A 14,453-nucleotide genomic window follows, 5' to 3' on the forward strand; every position below is an offset into this window, starting at 1 on the left:
TAAAATAGCCATACTGTGGACAAAAGCCCGTCCTTGTTCCGGCGTCGGAGCGGGATGCGGAAAAAATAACGGCCCCGAAGGCCGGAGAGATACAACGGAGGAAGCCCATGTTAGAGTTACAGCATATCAGCTTCGGCGTGGAGCAGGACGGCGAGGATAAGAACATTCTGCGGGATATTAACCTTACCATTCAGGAGCGGTTTGTGGCCATCACCGGCCCCAACGGCGGCGGAAAATCCACCTTGGCCAAGGTCATTGCCGGTATTTTGACCCCCACGGAGGGGCGTATCCTGCTGGACGGAGAGGACATCACCGGACTGGGGATCACCGAGCGGGCCCGGAAGGGCATCAGTTTTGCCTTCCAGCAGCCGGTGCGGTTCAAGGGCCTGACGGTGAAGGACCTGATCACCTTGGCCAGCGGTAAGAACATCGGGGTGCCAGAGGCCTGCAATTACCTGTCCGAGGTGGGCTTGTGCGCCAAGGATTATATCGACCGGGAGGTGGACGCCTCCCTGTCCGGCGGCGAGCTCAAGCGGATCGAGATCGCCATGATCATGGCCCGTTCCACCAAGCTGTCCGTATTTGATGAGCCGGAGGCGGGGATCGACCTGTGGTCTTTCTCCAATTTGATCCAGGTCTTTGAGCACCTCCATGAGAAGATCAACGGCTCTATCCTCATCATCTCCCACCAGGAGCGCATCCTGAACATTGCCGACCGGATCATTGTCCTGGCCGACGGGCGGGTCCAGCAGGACGGTCCCCGGAAGGACATTCTGCCCGGTCTGCTGGGGTCGGCCCCGGCGGCGTGCAGCGCTCTGACGGAAAAAGTGCGGTAAGGGGAGGAAGAACAATGGACCAGATCCAGAAGAACCTGTTGGCCCAGGTGGCCGAGCTTCATGAGGTGCCCGAGGGCGCCTATAACATCCGGGCCAACGGCAAGGCCGCTGCCCGGAATACCACCGCCCACATTGACATCGTCTCCAAGACGGACAAGGACGGGATCGACATCATCATCAAGCCGGGCACCAAAAACGAGTCGGTCCACATTCCCGTGGTCCTCAGCGAGAGCGGCCTCACCGAGACGGTGTACAACGACTTTTTCATCGGCGAGGACTGCGACGTGACCATTGTGGCCGGCTGCGGCATCCACAACTGCGGAGTACAGGACTCCGAACACTCGGGCGTCCATACCTTTTATGTGGGCAAAAACGCCAAGGTGCGCTATGTGGAGCGCCACTACGGAGAGGGCGACGGCCGGGGAGAAAATATTATGAACCCCACCACCGTGGTGGAACTGGACGAGGGCAGCTATATGGAGATGGAGACGACCCAGATCAAAGGCGTGGATTCCACTGTCCGTACCACCCGTGCGAAGCTGGGCCCCGCGTCTACCCTGATCATCAAGGAGAAGGTCATGACCCACGGCAAGCAGCTGGCCAAGTCTGACTTTACCGTGGACCTGGACGGTGAGGGCTGCCACACCAACGTGATCTCCCGGTCTGTGGCCCGCGGGGAGTCCAAGCAGGTGTTTATGGCCCGGATCAACGGCAATTCCGCCTGCTACGGCCACTCCGAGTGCGACGCCATCATCATGGACAACGGCGTGGTGTCCGCCATCCCGGAGGTCACCGCCAACTGTCTGGACGCCCAGCTGGTCCATGAGGCCGCCATCGGCAAGATCGCCGGAGAACAGCTGACCAAGCTGATGACCCTGGGCCTGACCGAAAAAGAGGCCGAGGAGCAGATCGTCAACGGATTTTTGAAATAAGATTCTTGGAGGAGGGGGCGTGTCATGCGCCCCCTTTTTCGAATGTGTCGATGAATGGAACGTGAAACTTCCGAAAAGGAGCTGATTCGATGCAGCCGCTGGCTACCACTGCCCAGATGAAGGAACTGGACCGCATTGCGATCCAAGAGAGGGGGATCCCCTCTCTGGAATTGATGGAGCACGCCGCCGCCGCTGTGGCCGAGGCGGTCTGTTCCTGCGTGGAGGAGAAGAACTCCCGGATCATTGGCGGCGCCAGCGGCCTCGTCTTTGTCACGAAGGACGGCCGGACGCCTTCCGAGGAGGAACAGGCGGACCTGGACCGGATGCGGTCCATTGTGGAAGACAAGGCCGGTACCCGCGTGGCGGTGTTCTGCGGTCCGGGCAACAACGGAGGAGACGGGATCGCCGCCGCCCGGATACTCCTGGCGGGAGGCTATACGGTCCGAGCTTTTCTGGTGGGGGACCGGAACAAAATGACTCCGGATGCCAAGGCCATGGCAGAAAAGCTCACCGCCGCCGGCGGCATGCTGGAGCCTTACAATCCCGATGACCGGATGACCCAGGTCTGGCTGTCTACTTGCGACGCCGTGGTGGACGCCCTGTTCGGCGTGGGCCTGTCCCGGCCGGTATCGGGAGATTTCCTCACGGCCATCCGGTGGATCAACCATCTCGGCGCCCGCTGCCCTGTGGTTGCCTGCGACATCCCCTCCGGGCTCCACGCGGACACAGGAGAAGTGATGGGTGCGGCGGTGAAGGCCGACATTACGGTGACCTTCAGCTATGCAAAACCCGGCCTCTATCTGAGCGAGGGGCGCGCTTATTCCGGCGAGGTACGTGTTGAGTCAATCGGGATCCCCGGGGAGCTGGGCCATGCCATGATCGACCGCCAGCCGGAAAGACTGGAGGTCATTCCGGAGTATGCCCATTGTGTCCTGCCCCGCCGTCCCCGCACTGCCCACAAGGGGGATTTCGGCAAGGTGTTTATCCTGGCGGGGAGCGAGGGCTACACCGGCGCGCCTGTCCTGGCCGCTCAAGCGGCGGTGCGTGTGGGAGCGGGACTGGTATTTTTGGGAGTGCCCCGTGAGATCTATCCCATTGCCGCCGTGAAATGTGACGAGGCCATGCCCTTCCCTCTGCCGGAGGAATATCACCGTATTCTGGAGAAGGCGAAAAGCTGTGACGTGGCCCTGATCGGTCCCGGATTGGGCCGCGCGCCCAGGACAGAAGACCTGGTACTGCGCCTGCTGGCTGATCTGGAGATCCCGGTGGTGTTGGACGCGGATGGCATAAACGCGGTTTCCGGGCATATAGATATTCTGGACAAACGGTCGGCCCCCACGGTGTTGACGCCCCACGACGGAGAATTTCAGCGGCTGACCGGCTGTGAACTGCCCATTCGGGACCGCGTGGCGGCTGCCCGGGAGTTTGTGAAAGCCCATGGCTGTGTCTTGGTCCTGAAGGGTCACGGTACCGTGACCGCCGCTCCGGATGGGCGGGTCATTCTCAATGCCACCGGCAATCCCGGCATGGCCAAGGGAGGAAGCGGAGACGTACTGGCGGGGATGCTGGCGGGCCTTTTGGGACAGAAGCATCTGAATGGCCCCTATACGGATCTGGCGGAGCGGACGGCCGTTGCAGTGTGGTACCATGGGTTGACCGGGGACCGCTGCGCGGAGGAACTGGGGGAGTACGGGATGACTCCCACGGACATGATCCGGGCCATTCCCCACGTTCTGAAAGAACAGGAGGAAGGAAACAATAAATTTTAGTTTATGGGCAGCAATGATACGCTCCGTATGAGTGGTTGCCGATGAATCAAGCTGTGCTGTGGAGCGGGCCAGCGCGGTCAAGGACCACGCCGCACAATTGTGAAACCCAGGCGCAGGATTCAGCGGCCGTTCCAATCCAGGTTTCCCCGACCCAGGGCCGGAGGCCCGGAAGGAGGGGCAGCAAAACCAGGGAATGTGCGCCGGATGTGAGGCAGACTTTTTTGTAGGACGCCCCTGGGGGGCCGGGGCGAAACATCCCCATCTCCCGTCCCGCCCGCAGGCGAAGCGTCCACGTGCGCAGATTTCTCCCAGTATTTCGGACACCCGGAAAGGGCAAGGGCAGAGCCCTTGCCCTACATAACATAAGTTTTAGGTTCCATAGACCGATAAACGAAAATTTTGCGGCTTAGAGGTACAATCATCAAAAAGGGAGGACTCCGTGTGCGCAAACTGTGGTTTTGCGTACCAATGATGATCCTTTTGCTGCTGTCGGCCTGTGGGGCCGGCGGCGGAGAAGACAACGAGGCTGAACAGCTGGCGCTGGTCCTTCGGGGAGAATATCTGGAGATGACCGCCTGCACGGCGACCGCAGAGATCACCGCCGACTACGGCCAGCGAGTGTACCAATATACTATGTCGGTGGAGAGTGCGGGAGAAGAGACAGTTCTGACGCTGGCCGCCCCGGAGACAGTGGCGGGTATCACTGCGCGGCTGAAGGGAAAAGACAGTCTGTTGGAGTATGACGGTATTGCGGTGGAGACCGGCCCCATGGATGGGGAGGGCCTCACCCCGGTGTCTGCTGTTCCGGTGCTGTTGGAGACGGCAAAATCAGGCTATATCCGCGCGTGCTCCTGGGAGGAGAACGGCGCCCTGCTGCGGGTGGACTGCGGCGATCCGGAGGGCGCGCCGGGACAGGGGCGGGAAGTCACCCTCTGGTTTGAGACGGACACTCACGCCCTGTCCCGGGGTGAGATCACACTGGACGGCTTCCGGGCCATTTTGTGTCAATTTGAGGATTTTACCAAAGAATAAGAAGGGATTTATATGACAGATATTACGAGAATGCGGACCTGGGCGGAGATCGACCTGGACGCGCTGGGGCACAACTACCGGGCGCTGCGGGCCATGGCGCCCCGGGATTGTAAGTTCCTGGGCCTGGTGAAGTCAAATGCCTACGGTCATGGAGCCGTCCCGGTGGCGAAAAAGCTCCGGGAATTGGGCGCGGATATGTTGGCGGTGGCCTGTCTGGCCGAGGCCATGGAGCTGCGGCAGGCGGGGATCGATCTTCCCATCCTCTGCCTGGGCCAGACCCCGGTGGAGCTGGCGCCCCTGCTGCTGGAGTATGGCGTGACCCAGACGGTGGAGGACCTGGAAACGGGCAGAGCCCTGTCGGAAGCTGCCCAAAGGGCGGGAAAGACGTTGAAGATCCATGTGAAGCTGGACACCGGCATGAGCCGGCTGGGCTTTCTCTGGCGCAAGGGGGAGGACAACCGGCAGCTGCTGGAGGAGATTGCCGCCCTGTGCGCCCTGCCCGGGCTGGAGGCGGAGGGGATGTTTACCCATTTTGCCGACGCTGACGGCAGCGAGGCGTACACCATGGACCAATTGACCCGGTTCCTGGACGCCCGGGAGGAACTGGAGAAGCGGGGCATCACCTTCGCAATTTACCATTGCGGGGCCAGCGCCGCTGTGTTAAACTATCCCTGTACCCATATGAATATGATCCGTCCCGGCATCGCCCTGTACGGCTATTACCCTGATCCCTCCATGGAGGGACTGGATGGTCCGGGCCTGGAGCCGGTGATGACGGTGAAGAGCCGGATCTGTGCCATCCGGACGGTCCCGGCGGGCACCAGTGTCAGCTATGGCCGTACCGCTGTTCTGAAGCGGGACTCCCGGCTGGCGGTGGTCCCCATCGGCTACGGAGACGGCTATCCCAGGGCCCTGTCCAACCGGATGGACCTGCGGATCCGGGGGAAGGATTGTCCCATTGTGGGCCGGATCTGCATGGATATGTGTATGGTGGACGTCACCGATCTGCCGGAGGCGGCGGTGGGGGATGCGGCGGTGGTCTATGGCCCGGAGCTGACGGAGCGGGCCGCGGCGCTGACCGGGACCATCGTGTACGAATTGCTGTGTGACGTGGCGCCCCGGGTCCCCAGGATCTATTTGGGATCTGGGAGCGAAAACGCGTAAAAAAACCGCCCAAAGGCAAAGGACAAGCCCTGCCCTTCCTTGTCCGGGGCCGTGACCCTTCCCTTTCGCCGTTCATAGGATGGTCTGGAGCAGCGGAGGACCGGGCCCCTCCGGGGAATGAAGGCGCGGCGGGAGAGATGCTGTTCCGCCGGGAAAGACAGGCAATGGATGGGAAAACAGGTATAAATCCCGCCGCTCCGTGGGAGACTCATAGTACAGCGTTACATAAGACCGGGTTGCGGCCTGTAACGCATGCTATCCTTCCAGCGGAGTGTGAACGTATGTGGACAACAGTGTGAAACGCGGCGATATTTTTTATGCCGATCTCAGCCCGGTGGTGGGCAGTGAGCAGGGGGGCGTGCGGCCGGTCCTCATCGTACAAAATGATACGGGAAACCGCCACAGCCCCACCGTGATCGCGGCGGCCATCACCTCTCAAACCGGGAAAGCCCGGTTGCCGACCCATATTTCCGTGGCCCCCCTCAGCTGCGGCCTGCCCAAGGAGTCCATCATCCTCCTGGAGCAGGTGCGGACCCTGGATAAGCGGAGGCTGCGGGAGAAAATGGGACGGCTGGATGATGATGTGATGAAGCAGGTGGACGCCGCAATCGCCGTCAGCTTCGGGCTCCACCCCGAGACCATGGTGTAAAGAGAAGGAGCCGCCGGAACGGCGGCTCCTACATAAGAAAACGGAACAGGCCCCGCCCAAGAGAAAAGGAGTACATACCATGAAAAAAAACAAGAGATGGACCGCCCTGACCGCTGCCCTGGCCCTGACCGTCCTGTGTGCGGGGGCCGCTCTGGCCGCCGGAGGCGACCAGGACGATCCCCTGATCACCCTGAGCTATCTGGAACAGACGGCCCTCCCCGGCGTGGTCCAGGAGGTGGAGACCAAGTCCGCCGCCCGTCAGGCGGAACTGGAACAGGCGCTGGCCGGCCAGATCGACCAGTATAAACAGGAGGTGTCCGCCCTGGCTGCGTCCGGTTCTGCGGGCAGCGCCTCCTATACCTTGGTGACCCTGACCAGCGGACAGACCATGTCCCTGGAAGTGGGCTGTGAGATCCTGCTCCGGGTGGGAACGGTGAAGGTCAACGCCAACACCAACCCGGCCCTCATTGACGTCTCCACCGGAGGAACGGTCAACGGGGGAGCTTCCCTGACCAAGAACCACCTCTATATGGCCACCATTCCCGACCGGACCCTGACCCCCACCGCCGACACCGTCAAGCTGCTGGTGCGGGGCGGGTACAGCGTGACCTGATGGGGACAGGCATCGGTTTGTCCTTGCTGAATGGAAAAGAGAGCGGCCGCCTTTTCAAGGGCGGCCGCTTCCTTTATGAACAGAACTGTGACGCAGAAAAAGCGCTGTAACGCCGCCGGCCTCTTTTGCACTTATGGGCATACCGGACCGTTGTCCCTCATATAAATCGGAGGAACAAACGATTCAGGAGTGTGATGACCCATGAGACAAAACTCCGCTGACCTCAACCGCATCCAGCTGCACGGCAGCGTGGAGGCGGCCCCAGTCCTCTCCCACAGTAACCACGGCGTGGAGTTTTACCGCTTTCCCCTGTCGGTGGCACGGCTGTCAGGGGCGGAGGACCGGATCAACGTGGTGGCTGCCAAGGCGCTGCTGGACCGGAACGGGCCGCTTTCGCCGGGACAGGAGCTGACGGTACAGGGTGAAGTCCGAACCTTCAACAACCGGACCGGCGTGGGGAACCGGCTGGTCATCAGCACCTTTGCCCGGGCGTTGACGGAGGAGGAGGGACCGGACGAAAACCGCCTGGAATTGACCGGGACCCTGTGCAAGCTCCCCAGCCTCCGCACCACGCCCCTGGGCCGGACCATCTGTGATATGATCCTGGCTGTAAATCGCCGGTATGGCCGGGCGGACTATCTGCCCTGTATCGCCTGGGGCAGTCTGGCCCACCGGTGCGGGGAACTGGAAGTGGGAGACCGGCTGCGTCTGAACGGACGCCTCCAGAGCCGGGTGTATACCAAGACTGTGGAGGAACGGTTGGAGGAGCGGACCGCCTTTGAGGTATCGGTCATGTCCATGGGACCCTGGGAGGAAGCCTGCGCCGCGGGAGCGGATTGATTTTCCAGATGCCATTGACATTAAAATTTGATTCCTCTATAATTTATCCTCGTATATAGAAAGAGTCGAAAGATAGAGACAGAGGAGGAAGTACCCTTGGAACGACCCGCCAATGAGAACAAGATGGGCATTATGCCCGTCAACAAGCTGCTGATGAATATGGCGGTGCCTATGATGATCTCCATGCTGGTCCAGGCACTGTATAATGTGGTGGATAGTATTTTTGTGTCCAAACTTTGCGAGGACGCCCTGAACGCGGTGTCACTGGCGTTTCCGGTACAGAATTTGATGATCGCCGTGGCAGCGGGCACCGGGGTGGGCGTCAACGCCCTGCTGTCCCGCAGCCTGGGGCAGAAGGACCAGAAAATGGCGGATGACGCGGCCCGGAACGGCATGTTTTTGGCCTTGCTCAGCTTTCTGGTGTTCTCCATTCTGGGTTTCACCTGTTCCCGGCTGTACTTTGCGGTGCAGACGGAAATTGGGGGGATTGTAAGCTACGGCACCCAGTACCTCACCATCTGCTGCGGTCTCAGCGCGGGCCTTTTTTCCGCCATCACCTTTGAGCGGCTGCTTCAGGCCACCGGCCGTACCTTCTTCACCATGATCACCCAGGCGGTAGGGGCGCTGACCAATATCATCCTGGACCCCATCTTGATCTTCGGCCTGTTTGGCTTCCCCAGAATGGAGGTGGCCGGGGCCGCCCTGGCCACGGTCATCGGACAGACCACAGGGGGCATGCTGGCCCTGATCTTCAACCTGACCCGGAATCCGGACATCCATCTGTCCATGAAGGGCTTCCGGCCCAACCGACGGGTCATCGGCATCATTTACAGCGTGGGCCTGCCCTCCATCGCCATGCAGTCCATCGGCTCGGTGATGGTGTTTGGCATGAACCAGATCCTCATTGCCTTTACCGCCACCGCCACCGCTGTCTTCGGCGTCTATTTCAAGCTTCAATCCTTCATTTTTATGCCGGTATTTGGACTCAATAACGGCATGGTGCCCATTGTGGCCTATAACTTTGGGGCGCGGAAGCCGGACCGGATCATCAAGACCATCAAGCTCAGCATTCTGTACGCTGTGTGTATCATGTTTGTGGGCTTTCTGGCCTTCCAGATCATCCCGGATGTATTCCTGTCCATGTTTCTGGCCGAGGGGGAGACAACGGGCGACCTGCTGACCATCGGAGTGCCCGCCCTGCGGACCATTTCCATCAGCTTCCTGTTTGCCGGCTTCTGCGTCGTGTCCTCCGCGGTGTTCCAGGCGCTGGGACACGGTGTGCTCAGCCTGATCGTCTCCGTGGTCCGTCAGCTGGTGGTACTGCTCCCGGTGGCCTTCCTGCTGTCCAAGATCCACGGGCTGGATACCGTGTGGTGGTCTTTCCCCATCGCCGAGCTGTTCTCTGTCACCCTTTGCGCCCTGTTCCTGCGCCGGGTGTACCGGAGGGAAATCAGGGGAATCGGGCTTCCGGAGGATCCCAAGGCGTAAACAGCATGAGAACAGGCCGGAGCATGTGGGACGGTGAGGATGTTCCGGCGTGAGAAAGGGCTTGCCGCCCGCAAATCGCGGGCGGCAAGCCCTTTTTGCCACATGATGGGAAGGCATATGACTGATCGTGATACAGAATTGCCAGTGGAAATTTACTCCACTGCAAGCCCGGGCCGTCCCTGTTTGACGGCCTCTGTCAGCAGCAGAGACGGGGGATGGTCCGGCCCGTGGGCGGCCAGTTTCATCCGTTTGGGCTCCAGCCCGTGGTCCCGCAGGGCACACATCACGTCCACCAGCCGCTCGGGCCGGTGGCACAGGGCGAACCGCCCCCCGTTTTTGACCAGATACCCGGCGGCGGCGCACAGCTCCGCCAGGGTACAGAAGGTCTCGCTCCGGGCGGGACCGCCGCTTTTTCCCGCCCCCACGGGAAAGTAAGGGGGATTGGCCACCACCAGGTCGAACTGCCCGGCGGGGAAGGGCTTCTCCCGGAGGTCGCCTGTGACGATCTCCCCCTCCAGGCCGTTTCGGAGCAGGTTGTCCCGGGCGGCTTGGGCAGCCAAAGGATCCCGTTCCACCCCGTGGAGGGTCAACGGCCTGGCCCGCTCCGCCAGCAGCAGAAGAAGCACACCGCTGCCAGTGCCCAGGTCGCACACCCGCCAACCGGGCTTCACCGTGGCGAACCGTCCCAGGGCCAGGGTGTCCTGTCCCAGGGGAAACACCCCCTCCGGCCAAGTCAGAACGAACCGGCCCAGCTGTTCCTGATGCTCCATAGAGCTCCCTCCCTCCGAAAATCATAAGAAAAGGATACCACAAACTGCCGGGACATGCTATAATAATGTTTACTGAATAAACCGCAAAGCGGTTTATTCGCGCGGCAAGCGCCGCGCAATTTCGCAAAAACAGCTAATTTTAGCTGTTTTTGTGAAATTTAGACATTGTTACAATGCGTATTTCCGCTGGAACGCTGAGGCGCTCCAGCGGAAGGTGCAAGGATTTTGGACAGTTTTGCCCGAAATCCTTGCTGGACGAAACCCACGAACGAGAAGGAGAATCACTATGGCAGGCACCCTCTACCTGGTCCCCACCCCCATCGGCAATCTGGGGGACATCTCCCGGCGGATGGCCCAGACACTGGAAGAGGCGGACTTTATTGCCGCCGAGGACACCCGGGTCTCCCTGAAGCTGCTCAACCATTTGGGGATCAAAAAGCCCATGCTGTCCTACCACCGCCACAATACTGAGACAGGGGGGAAAGCGGTGCTGGACCGGCTGCTGGCAGGGGAGAACTGCGCTCTGGTCACCGACGCCGGGATGCCCGCCATCTCCGATCCGGGGGAGGAGCTGGTGGCCCAGTGTGCCCAGTTGGGCATCCGGGTGGAGGCCATTCCCGGCCCCTGTGCCCTGGTCGCCGCCCTGGCGGTGTCGGGCCAGCCTACGGGCAGGTTCACGTTTGAGGGTTTCCTGGCAATGAACAAGAAGAACCGGAGGGCCCACCTGGATTCCCTGCGTGGGGAGGAGCGGACCATGATTTTCTATGAGGCCCCCCACAAGCTGAGTGCCACCCTGAAGGACCTGGCGGACACCTTTGGGGAGGACCGGCCGGTATCCCTGTGCCGGGAACTGACCAAGCTCCACGAGGAGGTCCGCCGCACCACCCTGGGGGAGGCCCGGGACTACTATGGGAACAATCAACCCAAGGGAGAATTTGTCCTGGTGGTCCGGGGCGCGGAACCGCTGGAGGAGGAAGAAGCCACCCTGGAGGACGGCCTGGCCATGGTGGAGCGCCTGCGGGGGGAAGGCTTGTCCCTACGGGACGCGGTGAAGCGGGCTGCCAAGGAATTGGGCCTGTCCCGCAACCAGCTCTATGACCTGGCGGTGGAACCATAAAAATACTCCGTGCTGTGTATGCAGCACGGAGTATTTTTTCAGAAAAGGTCATACTCAGCCCTTCTCGGCTTCCTGAAGCGCCTTGATGCACTTGGAGCAGACATTCTTGCCCCGGAACATCACAATGTCCTTGGCCTCATCGCAGAAAATACAGGCGGGCTGGTACTTTTTCAGCACGATAGAGGGGCCGTCCATATAAATTTCCAGACAATCCTTCTCCGCAATGTCCAGTGTACGGCGAAGCTCGATCGGAAGGACGATGCGTCCCAACTCATCCACTTTCCGAACGATCCCGGTAGATTTCATATCATCAATTCCTTTCTGCCTTACGAGGTGTCGGACTTTTGGCCAGTTATGAAACGGGCAACGCACAAAATAGCGGTAACTTCAATTACTCTATTTTATTGTACTACAAAGAAAAAATCTGTCAACTATTTCTGATTGATTTTGAGAAAAAATGAAAAAACAACGCTGTTTTTTACCAAATATTGGGGTTTTGTTTTAGGACTTCCAGTTGCGGCTTTTTATCATGTTTTTGGTCCAGGACCCGTATAAATAAAACGGGAGGGGGCGTATCGGATGACGATGTCTGTGATCTGGACCGGAATGGTCTGTTTGTCGGTCCTGTGTGGGCTGGCGACGGGGCGGGGCCCGGAGGTGGCCGCCGCGGCAGTGGAGGGTGCGGGCGCGGGGGTGGAGCTGTGCCTGTCCATCGCGGGGATGCTGTGCCTGTGGACCGGAGTGATGGAGGTCATGCGCCGGTCCGGGCTGGCGGACCGGCTGTCCAAGCTGATGAGGCCGGTGCTGAGGAGGGTGTTTCCTCAGGTAGCCGGGGAGCGGGAGATCATGGACAGCATCTCCGCCAACGTGTCCGCCAATCTGTTGGGACTGGGCAACGCTGCCACCCCTCTGGGCATTGAGGCGGTCCGCAGGATGAGCCGAAAATGCCAGGGCGCCGCCTCGGACGCCATGTGTATGCTGGTGGTGTGTAATACGGCCTCGATTCAACTGATCCCCACCACGGTGGCTACGGTCCGGGCGGCGGCGGGGAGCCAAACTCCCTTTGACATCCTGCCTGCGGTATGGCTGGCTTCCACCCTGTCGGTAGGGGTGGGGATCCTGAGCTGCAAGGTGATGGCCTGCCTTTGGCGGGAGGAGCGGGCGCCCCTGAGGACAAACAGGCGGTGGATGGCCTCCCGCCGCCAGGCGATGGGAGGGGGAAAATGATAGACCTCTTTTTCACCATGGTGGTTCCCTTTACCATCTGCGGTGTGGCGCTGTACGGTGTGGCCCGACAGGTGGACGTGTATGACGCCCTGGTCCACGGAGCGGGGGAGGGGCTGGAGACATTGATCCGCATCGTTCCGGCCCTGGTGGGCCTGATGACGGCGGTGTACATGCTTCGGGTCTCCGGGGCGTTGGACTTGGCGGCCCAGGCGCTGGCGCCCCTGATGGAGCGGGTGGGACTGTACCCGGAACTGCTGCCCCTGATGCTGGTCCGTCCCATCAGTGGCTCGGCAGCCCTGGGGGTGGGGGCGGAGCTGATCTCCACTTACGGGCCGGATTCCGACCTGGGGCGGACCGCTGCGGTGATGCTGGGGTCCACCGAGACGACGTTTTATACCATCGCGGTCTATTTTGGAGCGGTGGGAGTCACTAAGACCAGGTACGCCGTCCCCGCCGCCCTGTGTGCCGATCTGACCGGTTTTTTGGCCGCCGCCTGGGCGGTCCGTCTGTGTTTTGGCTGACCGAAAAAGAACACCGGATGCCGCGGCTTGACCGCGGCATCCGGTGTTTGATCATGTTTCTTCGTCTTCTGTAAGCTCGTCTGGAACAGGGGGAACCAGAGGTTCGTCGTGTTCCAAGTGCTCGAAATAGTCCTCGTCCTGAAAGACGGGCTTGCGGCGGCGGGCGATGGCCAGAATGGTGGGATAGAGAACGATGGCGACAAGGCCGCCGGAAAAACCGTTGTTGTAGAGGTTCAGGCCCGCCACCGGGGAACTGGTGTACAGCACCACGGAGGAGTGGAGAAATCCAGCCAGTACGCCGTAAGGCCATCCGAAATAGCCGGAGATGGGGGCCAGCGTCGTGCAGAACAGGCAGGCCAGCTGGACGGCGCAGTCGTTGAGGGACCAGTGCATCACCAGGCCGCCCAGAGCGACCCCGGCCATGACGGGCAGAATATTGCCCACATGCTTGCCGAAGGCGGAAAAGCCCATGATGGTCAGAATACCGCCCAGGGTAGGGCCGTTCAGGTCGCCGCCGATGGCCAGGATAAAGCACATGCCGATCAGGCCGTTCACGCCTGTGTTGATCAGCACCGGGGCGGGACCGAACATACGCAGATAGTCGCTGGGGGCGCGGCCGCTGGTCTGAAGGAGGCGCCGGTAGCCCGCCCAGGAGGCCCAGACCGGCCTCCCGGCAAAAAACAGGCCGACCACGATCAGAGTTCCGCAGAAAATAAAGAGCATCAGGGAGAAGACCTCATTGTAGCCTGAGGCCCATTGGTAGTGTGTGGTGGGGCTGGCGCCCAGGGAACCCATCAGCGGGACGCAGATATAGGCCACCAGACCGCAGGCAAAGCCGATATTGTACAGGTTCATGCCGTTTTGGATGCGGTAGGTGTATGTGGACAGAGGGGGGAGGATAAAGCCGATGGTGACGCCAACCAAAGTCCCCCAGAAGGGGTTGCCCCATCCATTGTCCAGGCTGATGTAGCTGACCACCGGAGCCAGGGCGGTGGCCATGAGGCCGATGTTGGCGTAGGGGCCGAAGGGCTCCTTCCGGTAACGGGTGTATAGCCAGGTGCCCAGGAGAATGGGCCAGATGTTGACAAAATTCTTTCCAAACAGGGAGAAGCCGGACATCAGGCCAATGACCACCAGGGTCATGCCGTTGAGGCGGTCCTCCGCCAGGTAGAGGAGGCAGATGCTGATGGCGGTCACCAGGGCGGAATTGACCAGGGCAGCGCCCGGTCCGGCAATGAGGATATAGTCGGTGATCAGAGAGTCCTCGGAGAAGATGATGGTGATCAGGCCGCGGCAGATGTCCTCCGGGCTGTCCAGGCAAAAGCCGGCCAGGGCCAGCACGGCGGTGTAGGCCCACAAGTAGGGAAACATCCGTTCATAGCGGATGTGGTGATGGTGGTGCAGAGGAAGATGATGGTCCATAGGCAGGGCGTTCCTTTCTCTCCAACCGCGGGTGTTGGCCCGGGGCGCCGGAAATATGGGGGGAGGGACAGGG

At 60.8% G+C, this 14,453-nt stretch carries 15 protein-coding genes; 12 read left to right on the top strand and 3 right to left on the bottom strand.

What is annotated here, in order from left to right:
• The first annotated feature begins 107 nt into the window (after positions 1–107).
• The 9 genes from I6E42_RS08865 (at position 108) to I6E42_RS08905 (ending at position 9,323) form a co-directional block, all read left to right on the top strand.
• Positions 108–836, top strand: a complete 729-nt coding sequence (locus I6E42_RS08865) for an ABC transporter ATP-binding protein (protein WP_235371560.1) — start codon at positions 108–110, stop codon at positions 834–836.
• 14 nt (positions 837–850) lie between these two features.
• The gene (locus I6E42_RS08870) at positions 851–1,768 is read left to right on the top strand and encodes a SufB/SufD family protein (protein WP_235371561.1); all 918 of its coding nucleotides are present in this window, start codon (positions 851–853) and stop codon (positions 1,766–1,768) included.
• Between the two features lie 89 nt (positions 1,769–1,857).
• Positions 1,858–3,537, top strand: coding sequence for an NAD(P)H-hydrate dehydratase (locus tag I6E42_RS08875; RefSeq protein ID WP_235371562.1), 1,680 nt, complete (start codon positions 1,858–1,860; stop codon positions 3,535–3,537).
• Positions 3,538–3,978: 441 nt separating this feature from the next.
• Complete coding sequence (locus tag I6E42_RS08880; protein WP_235371563.1) at positions 3,979–4,569, top strand: hypothetical protein; 591 nt, start codon at positions 3,979–3,981, stop codon at positions 4,567–4,569.
• Between the two features lie 12 nt (positions 4,570–4,581).
• Positions 4,582–5,733, top strand: coding sequence for an alanine racemase (alr, locus tag I6E42_RS08885; protein WP_235371564.1), 1,152 nt, complete (start codon positions 4,582–4,584; stop codon positions 5,731–5,733).
• A 283-nt stretch (positions 5,734–6,016) separates the two neighbouring features.
• Complete coding sequence (locus I6E42_RS08890) at positions 6,017–6,382, top strand: type II toxin-antitoxin system PemK/MazF family toxin (protein ID WP_235371565.1); 366 nt, start codon at positions 6,017–6,019, stop codon at positions 6,380–6,382.
• 79 nt (positions 6,383–6,461) lie between these two features.
• Positions 6,462–6,995: a hypothetical protein gene (locus tag I6E42_RS08895; protein ID WP_235371566.1), complete on the top strand. Its 534-nt coding sequence runs from the start codon at positions 6,462–6,464 to the stop codon at positions 6,993–6,995.
• Between the two features lie 201 nt (positions 6,996–7,196).
• Positions 7,197–7,835 carry a single-stranded DNA-binding protein gene (locus I6E42_RS08900; RefSeq protein WP_235371567.1) on the top strand — a complete coding sequence of 213 codons (639 nt, stop codon included), beginning with the start codon at positions 7,197–7,199 and terminating at the stop codon, positions 7,833–7,835.
• A 96-nt stretch (positions 7,836–7,931) separates the two neighbouring features.
• Positions 7,932–9,323: an MATE family efflux transporter gene (locus I6E42_RS08905; RefSeq protein WP_459559326.1), complete on the top strand. Its 1,392-nt coding sequence runs from the start codon at positions 7,932–7,934 to the stop codon at positions 9,321–9,323.
• A 152-nt stretch (positions 9,324–9,475) separates the two neighbouring features.
• Here I6E42_RS08905 and I6E42_RS08910 read toward each other — a convergent pair whose 3' ends face one another.
• A complete protein-coding gene (locus I6E42_RS08910) occupies positions 9,476–10,093 on the bottom strand; it encodes a tRNA1(Val) (adenine(37)-N6)-methyltransferase (protein ID WP_235371568.1) in 618 nt (205 codons plus the stop codon).
• A gap of 286 nt (positions 10,094–10,379) precedes the next feature.
• Between I6E42_RS08910 and rsmI the strand changes: the two genes are divergently transcribed.
• Entirely contained in the window at positions 10,380–11,210 is an 831-nt protein-coding gene (gene rsmI, locus I6E42_RS08915) for a 16S rRNA (cytidine(1402)-2'-O)-methyltransferase (RefSeq protein WP_235371569.1), read from the top strand.
• 54 nt (positions 11,211–11,264) lie between these two features.
• Here the strand turns inward: rsmI and I6E42_RS08920 are convergent, their stop codons facing one another.
• Positions 11,265–11,516: an AbrB/MazE/SpoVT family DNA-binding domain-containing protein gene (locus I6E42_RS08920; RefSeq protein ID WP_235371570.1), complete on the bottom strand. Its 252-nt coding sequence runs from the start codon at positions 11,514–11,516 to the stop codon at positions 11,265–11,267.
• A 273-nt stretch (positions 11,517–11,789) separates the two neighbouring features.
• Between I6E42_RS08920 and I6E42_RS08925 the strand changes: the two genes are divergently transcribed.
• Positions 11,790–12,437, top strand: coding sequence for a nucleoside recognition domain-containing protein (locus I6E42_RS08925; RefSeq protein WP_235371571.1), 648 nt, complete (start codon positions 11,790–11,792; stop codon positions 12,435–12,437).
• Positions 12,434–12,958: a spore maturation protein gene (locus I6E42_RS08930; RefSeq protein ID WP_235371572.1), complete on the top strand. Its 525-nt coding sequence runs from the start codon at positions 12,434–12,436 to the stop codon at positions 12,956–12,958. The genes I6E42_RS08925 and I6E42_RS08930 overlap by 4 nt, the downstream gene beginning before the upstream one ends.
• Positions 12,959–13,009: 51 nt before the next feature.
• On the opposite strand, the gene I6E42_RS08935 is transcribed toward I6E42_RS08930, so the two are convergent.
• Complete coding sequence (locus I6E42_RS08935; protein WP_235371573.1) at positions 13,010–14,380, bottom strand: DUF1576 domain-containing protein; 1,371 nt, start codon at positions 14,378–14,380, stop codon at positions 13,010–13,012.
• Positions 14,381–14,453 lie beyond the last annotated feature (73 nt).

Source organism: Pseudoflavonifractor phocaeensis (assembly GCF_021531815.1).
Taxonomy (GTDB): domain Bacteria; phylum Bacillota; class Clostridia; order Oscillospirales; family Oscillospiraceae; genus Lawsonibacter; species Lawsonibacter phocaeensis_A.

Bases quoted from the DNA above. Each gene is read 5' to 3' on its own strand.
- I6E42_RS08865 (WP_235371560.1), top strand. From the start codon at position 108: ATGTTAGAGTTACAGCATATCAGCTTCGGCGTGGAGCAGGACGGCGAG.
- I6E42_RS08870 (WP_235371561.1), top strand. From the start codon at position 851: ATGGACCAGATCCAGAAGAACCTGTTGGCCCAGGTGGCCGAGCTTCAT.
- I6E42_RS08875 (WP_235371562.1), top strand. From the start codon at position 1,858: ATGCAGCCGCTGGCTACCACTGCCCAGATGAAGGAACTGGACCGCATT.
- alr (WP_235371564.1), top strand. From the start codon at position 4,582: ATGACAGATATTACGAGAATGCGGACCTGGGCGGAGATCGACCTGGAC.
- I6E42_RS08895 (WP_235371566.1), top strand. From the start codon at position 6,462: ATGAAAAAAAACAAGAGATGGACCGCCCTGACCGCTGCCCTGGCCCTG.
- I6E42_RS08900 (WP_235371567.1), top strand. From the start codon at position 7,197: ATGAGACAAAACTCCGCTGACCTCAACCGCATCCAGCTGCACGGCAGC.
- I6E42_RS08910 (WP_235371568.1), bottom strand. From the start codon at position 10,093: ATGGAGCATCAGGAACAGCTGGGCCGGTTCGTTCTGACTTGGCCGGAG.
- rsmI (WP_235371569.1), top strand. From the start codon at position 10,380: ATGGCAGGCACCCTCTACCTGGTCCCCACCCCCATCGGCAATCTGGGG.
- I6E42_RS08920 (WP_235371570.1), bottom strand. From the start codon at position 11,516: ATGAAATCTACCGGGATCGTTCGGAAAGTGGATGAGTTGGGACGCATC.
- I6E42_RS08925 (WP_235371571.1), top strand. From the start codon at position 11,790: ATGACGATGTCTGTGATCTGGACCGGAATGGTCTGTTTGTCGGTCCTG.
- I6E42_RS08930 (WP_235371572.1), top strand. From the start codon at position 12,434: ATGATAGACCTCTTTTTCACCATGGTGGTTCCCTTTACCATCTGCGGT.
- I6E42_RS08935 (WP_235371573.1), bottom strand. From the start codon at position 14,380: ATGGACCATCATCTTCCTCTGCACCACCATCACCACATCCGCTATGAA.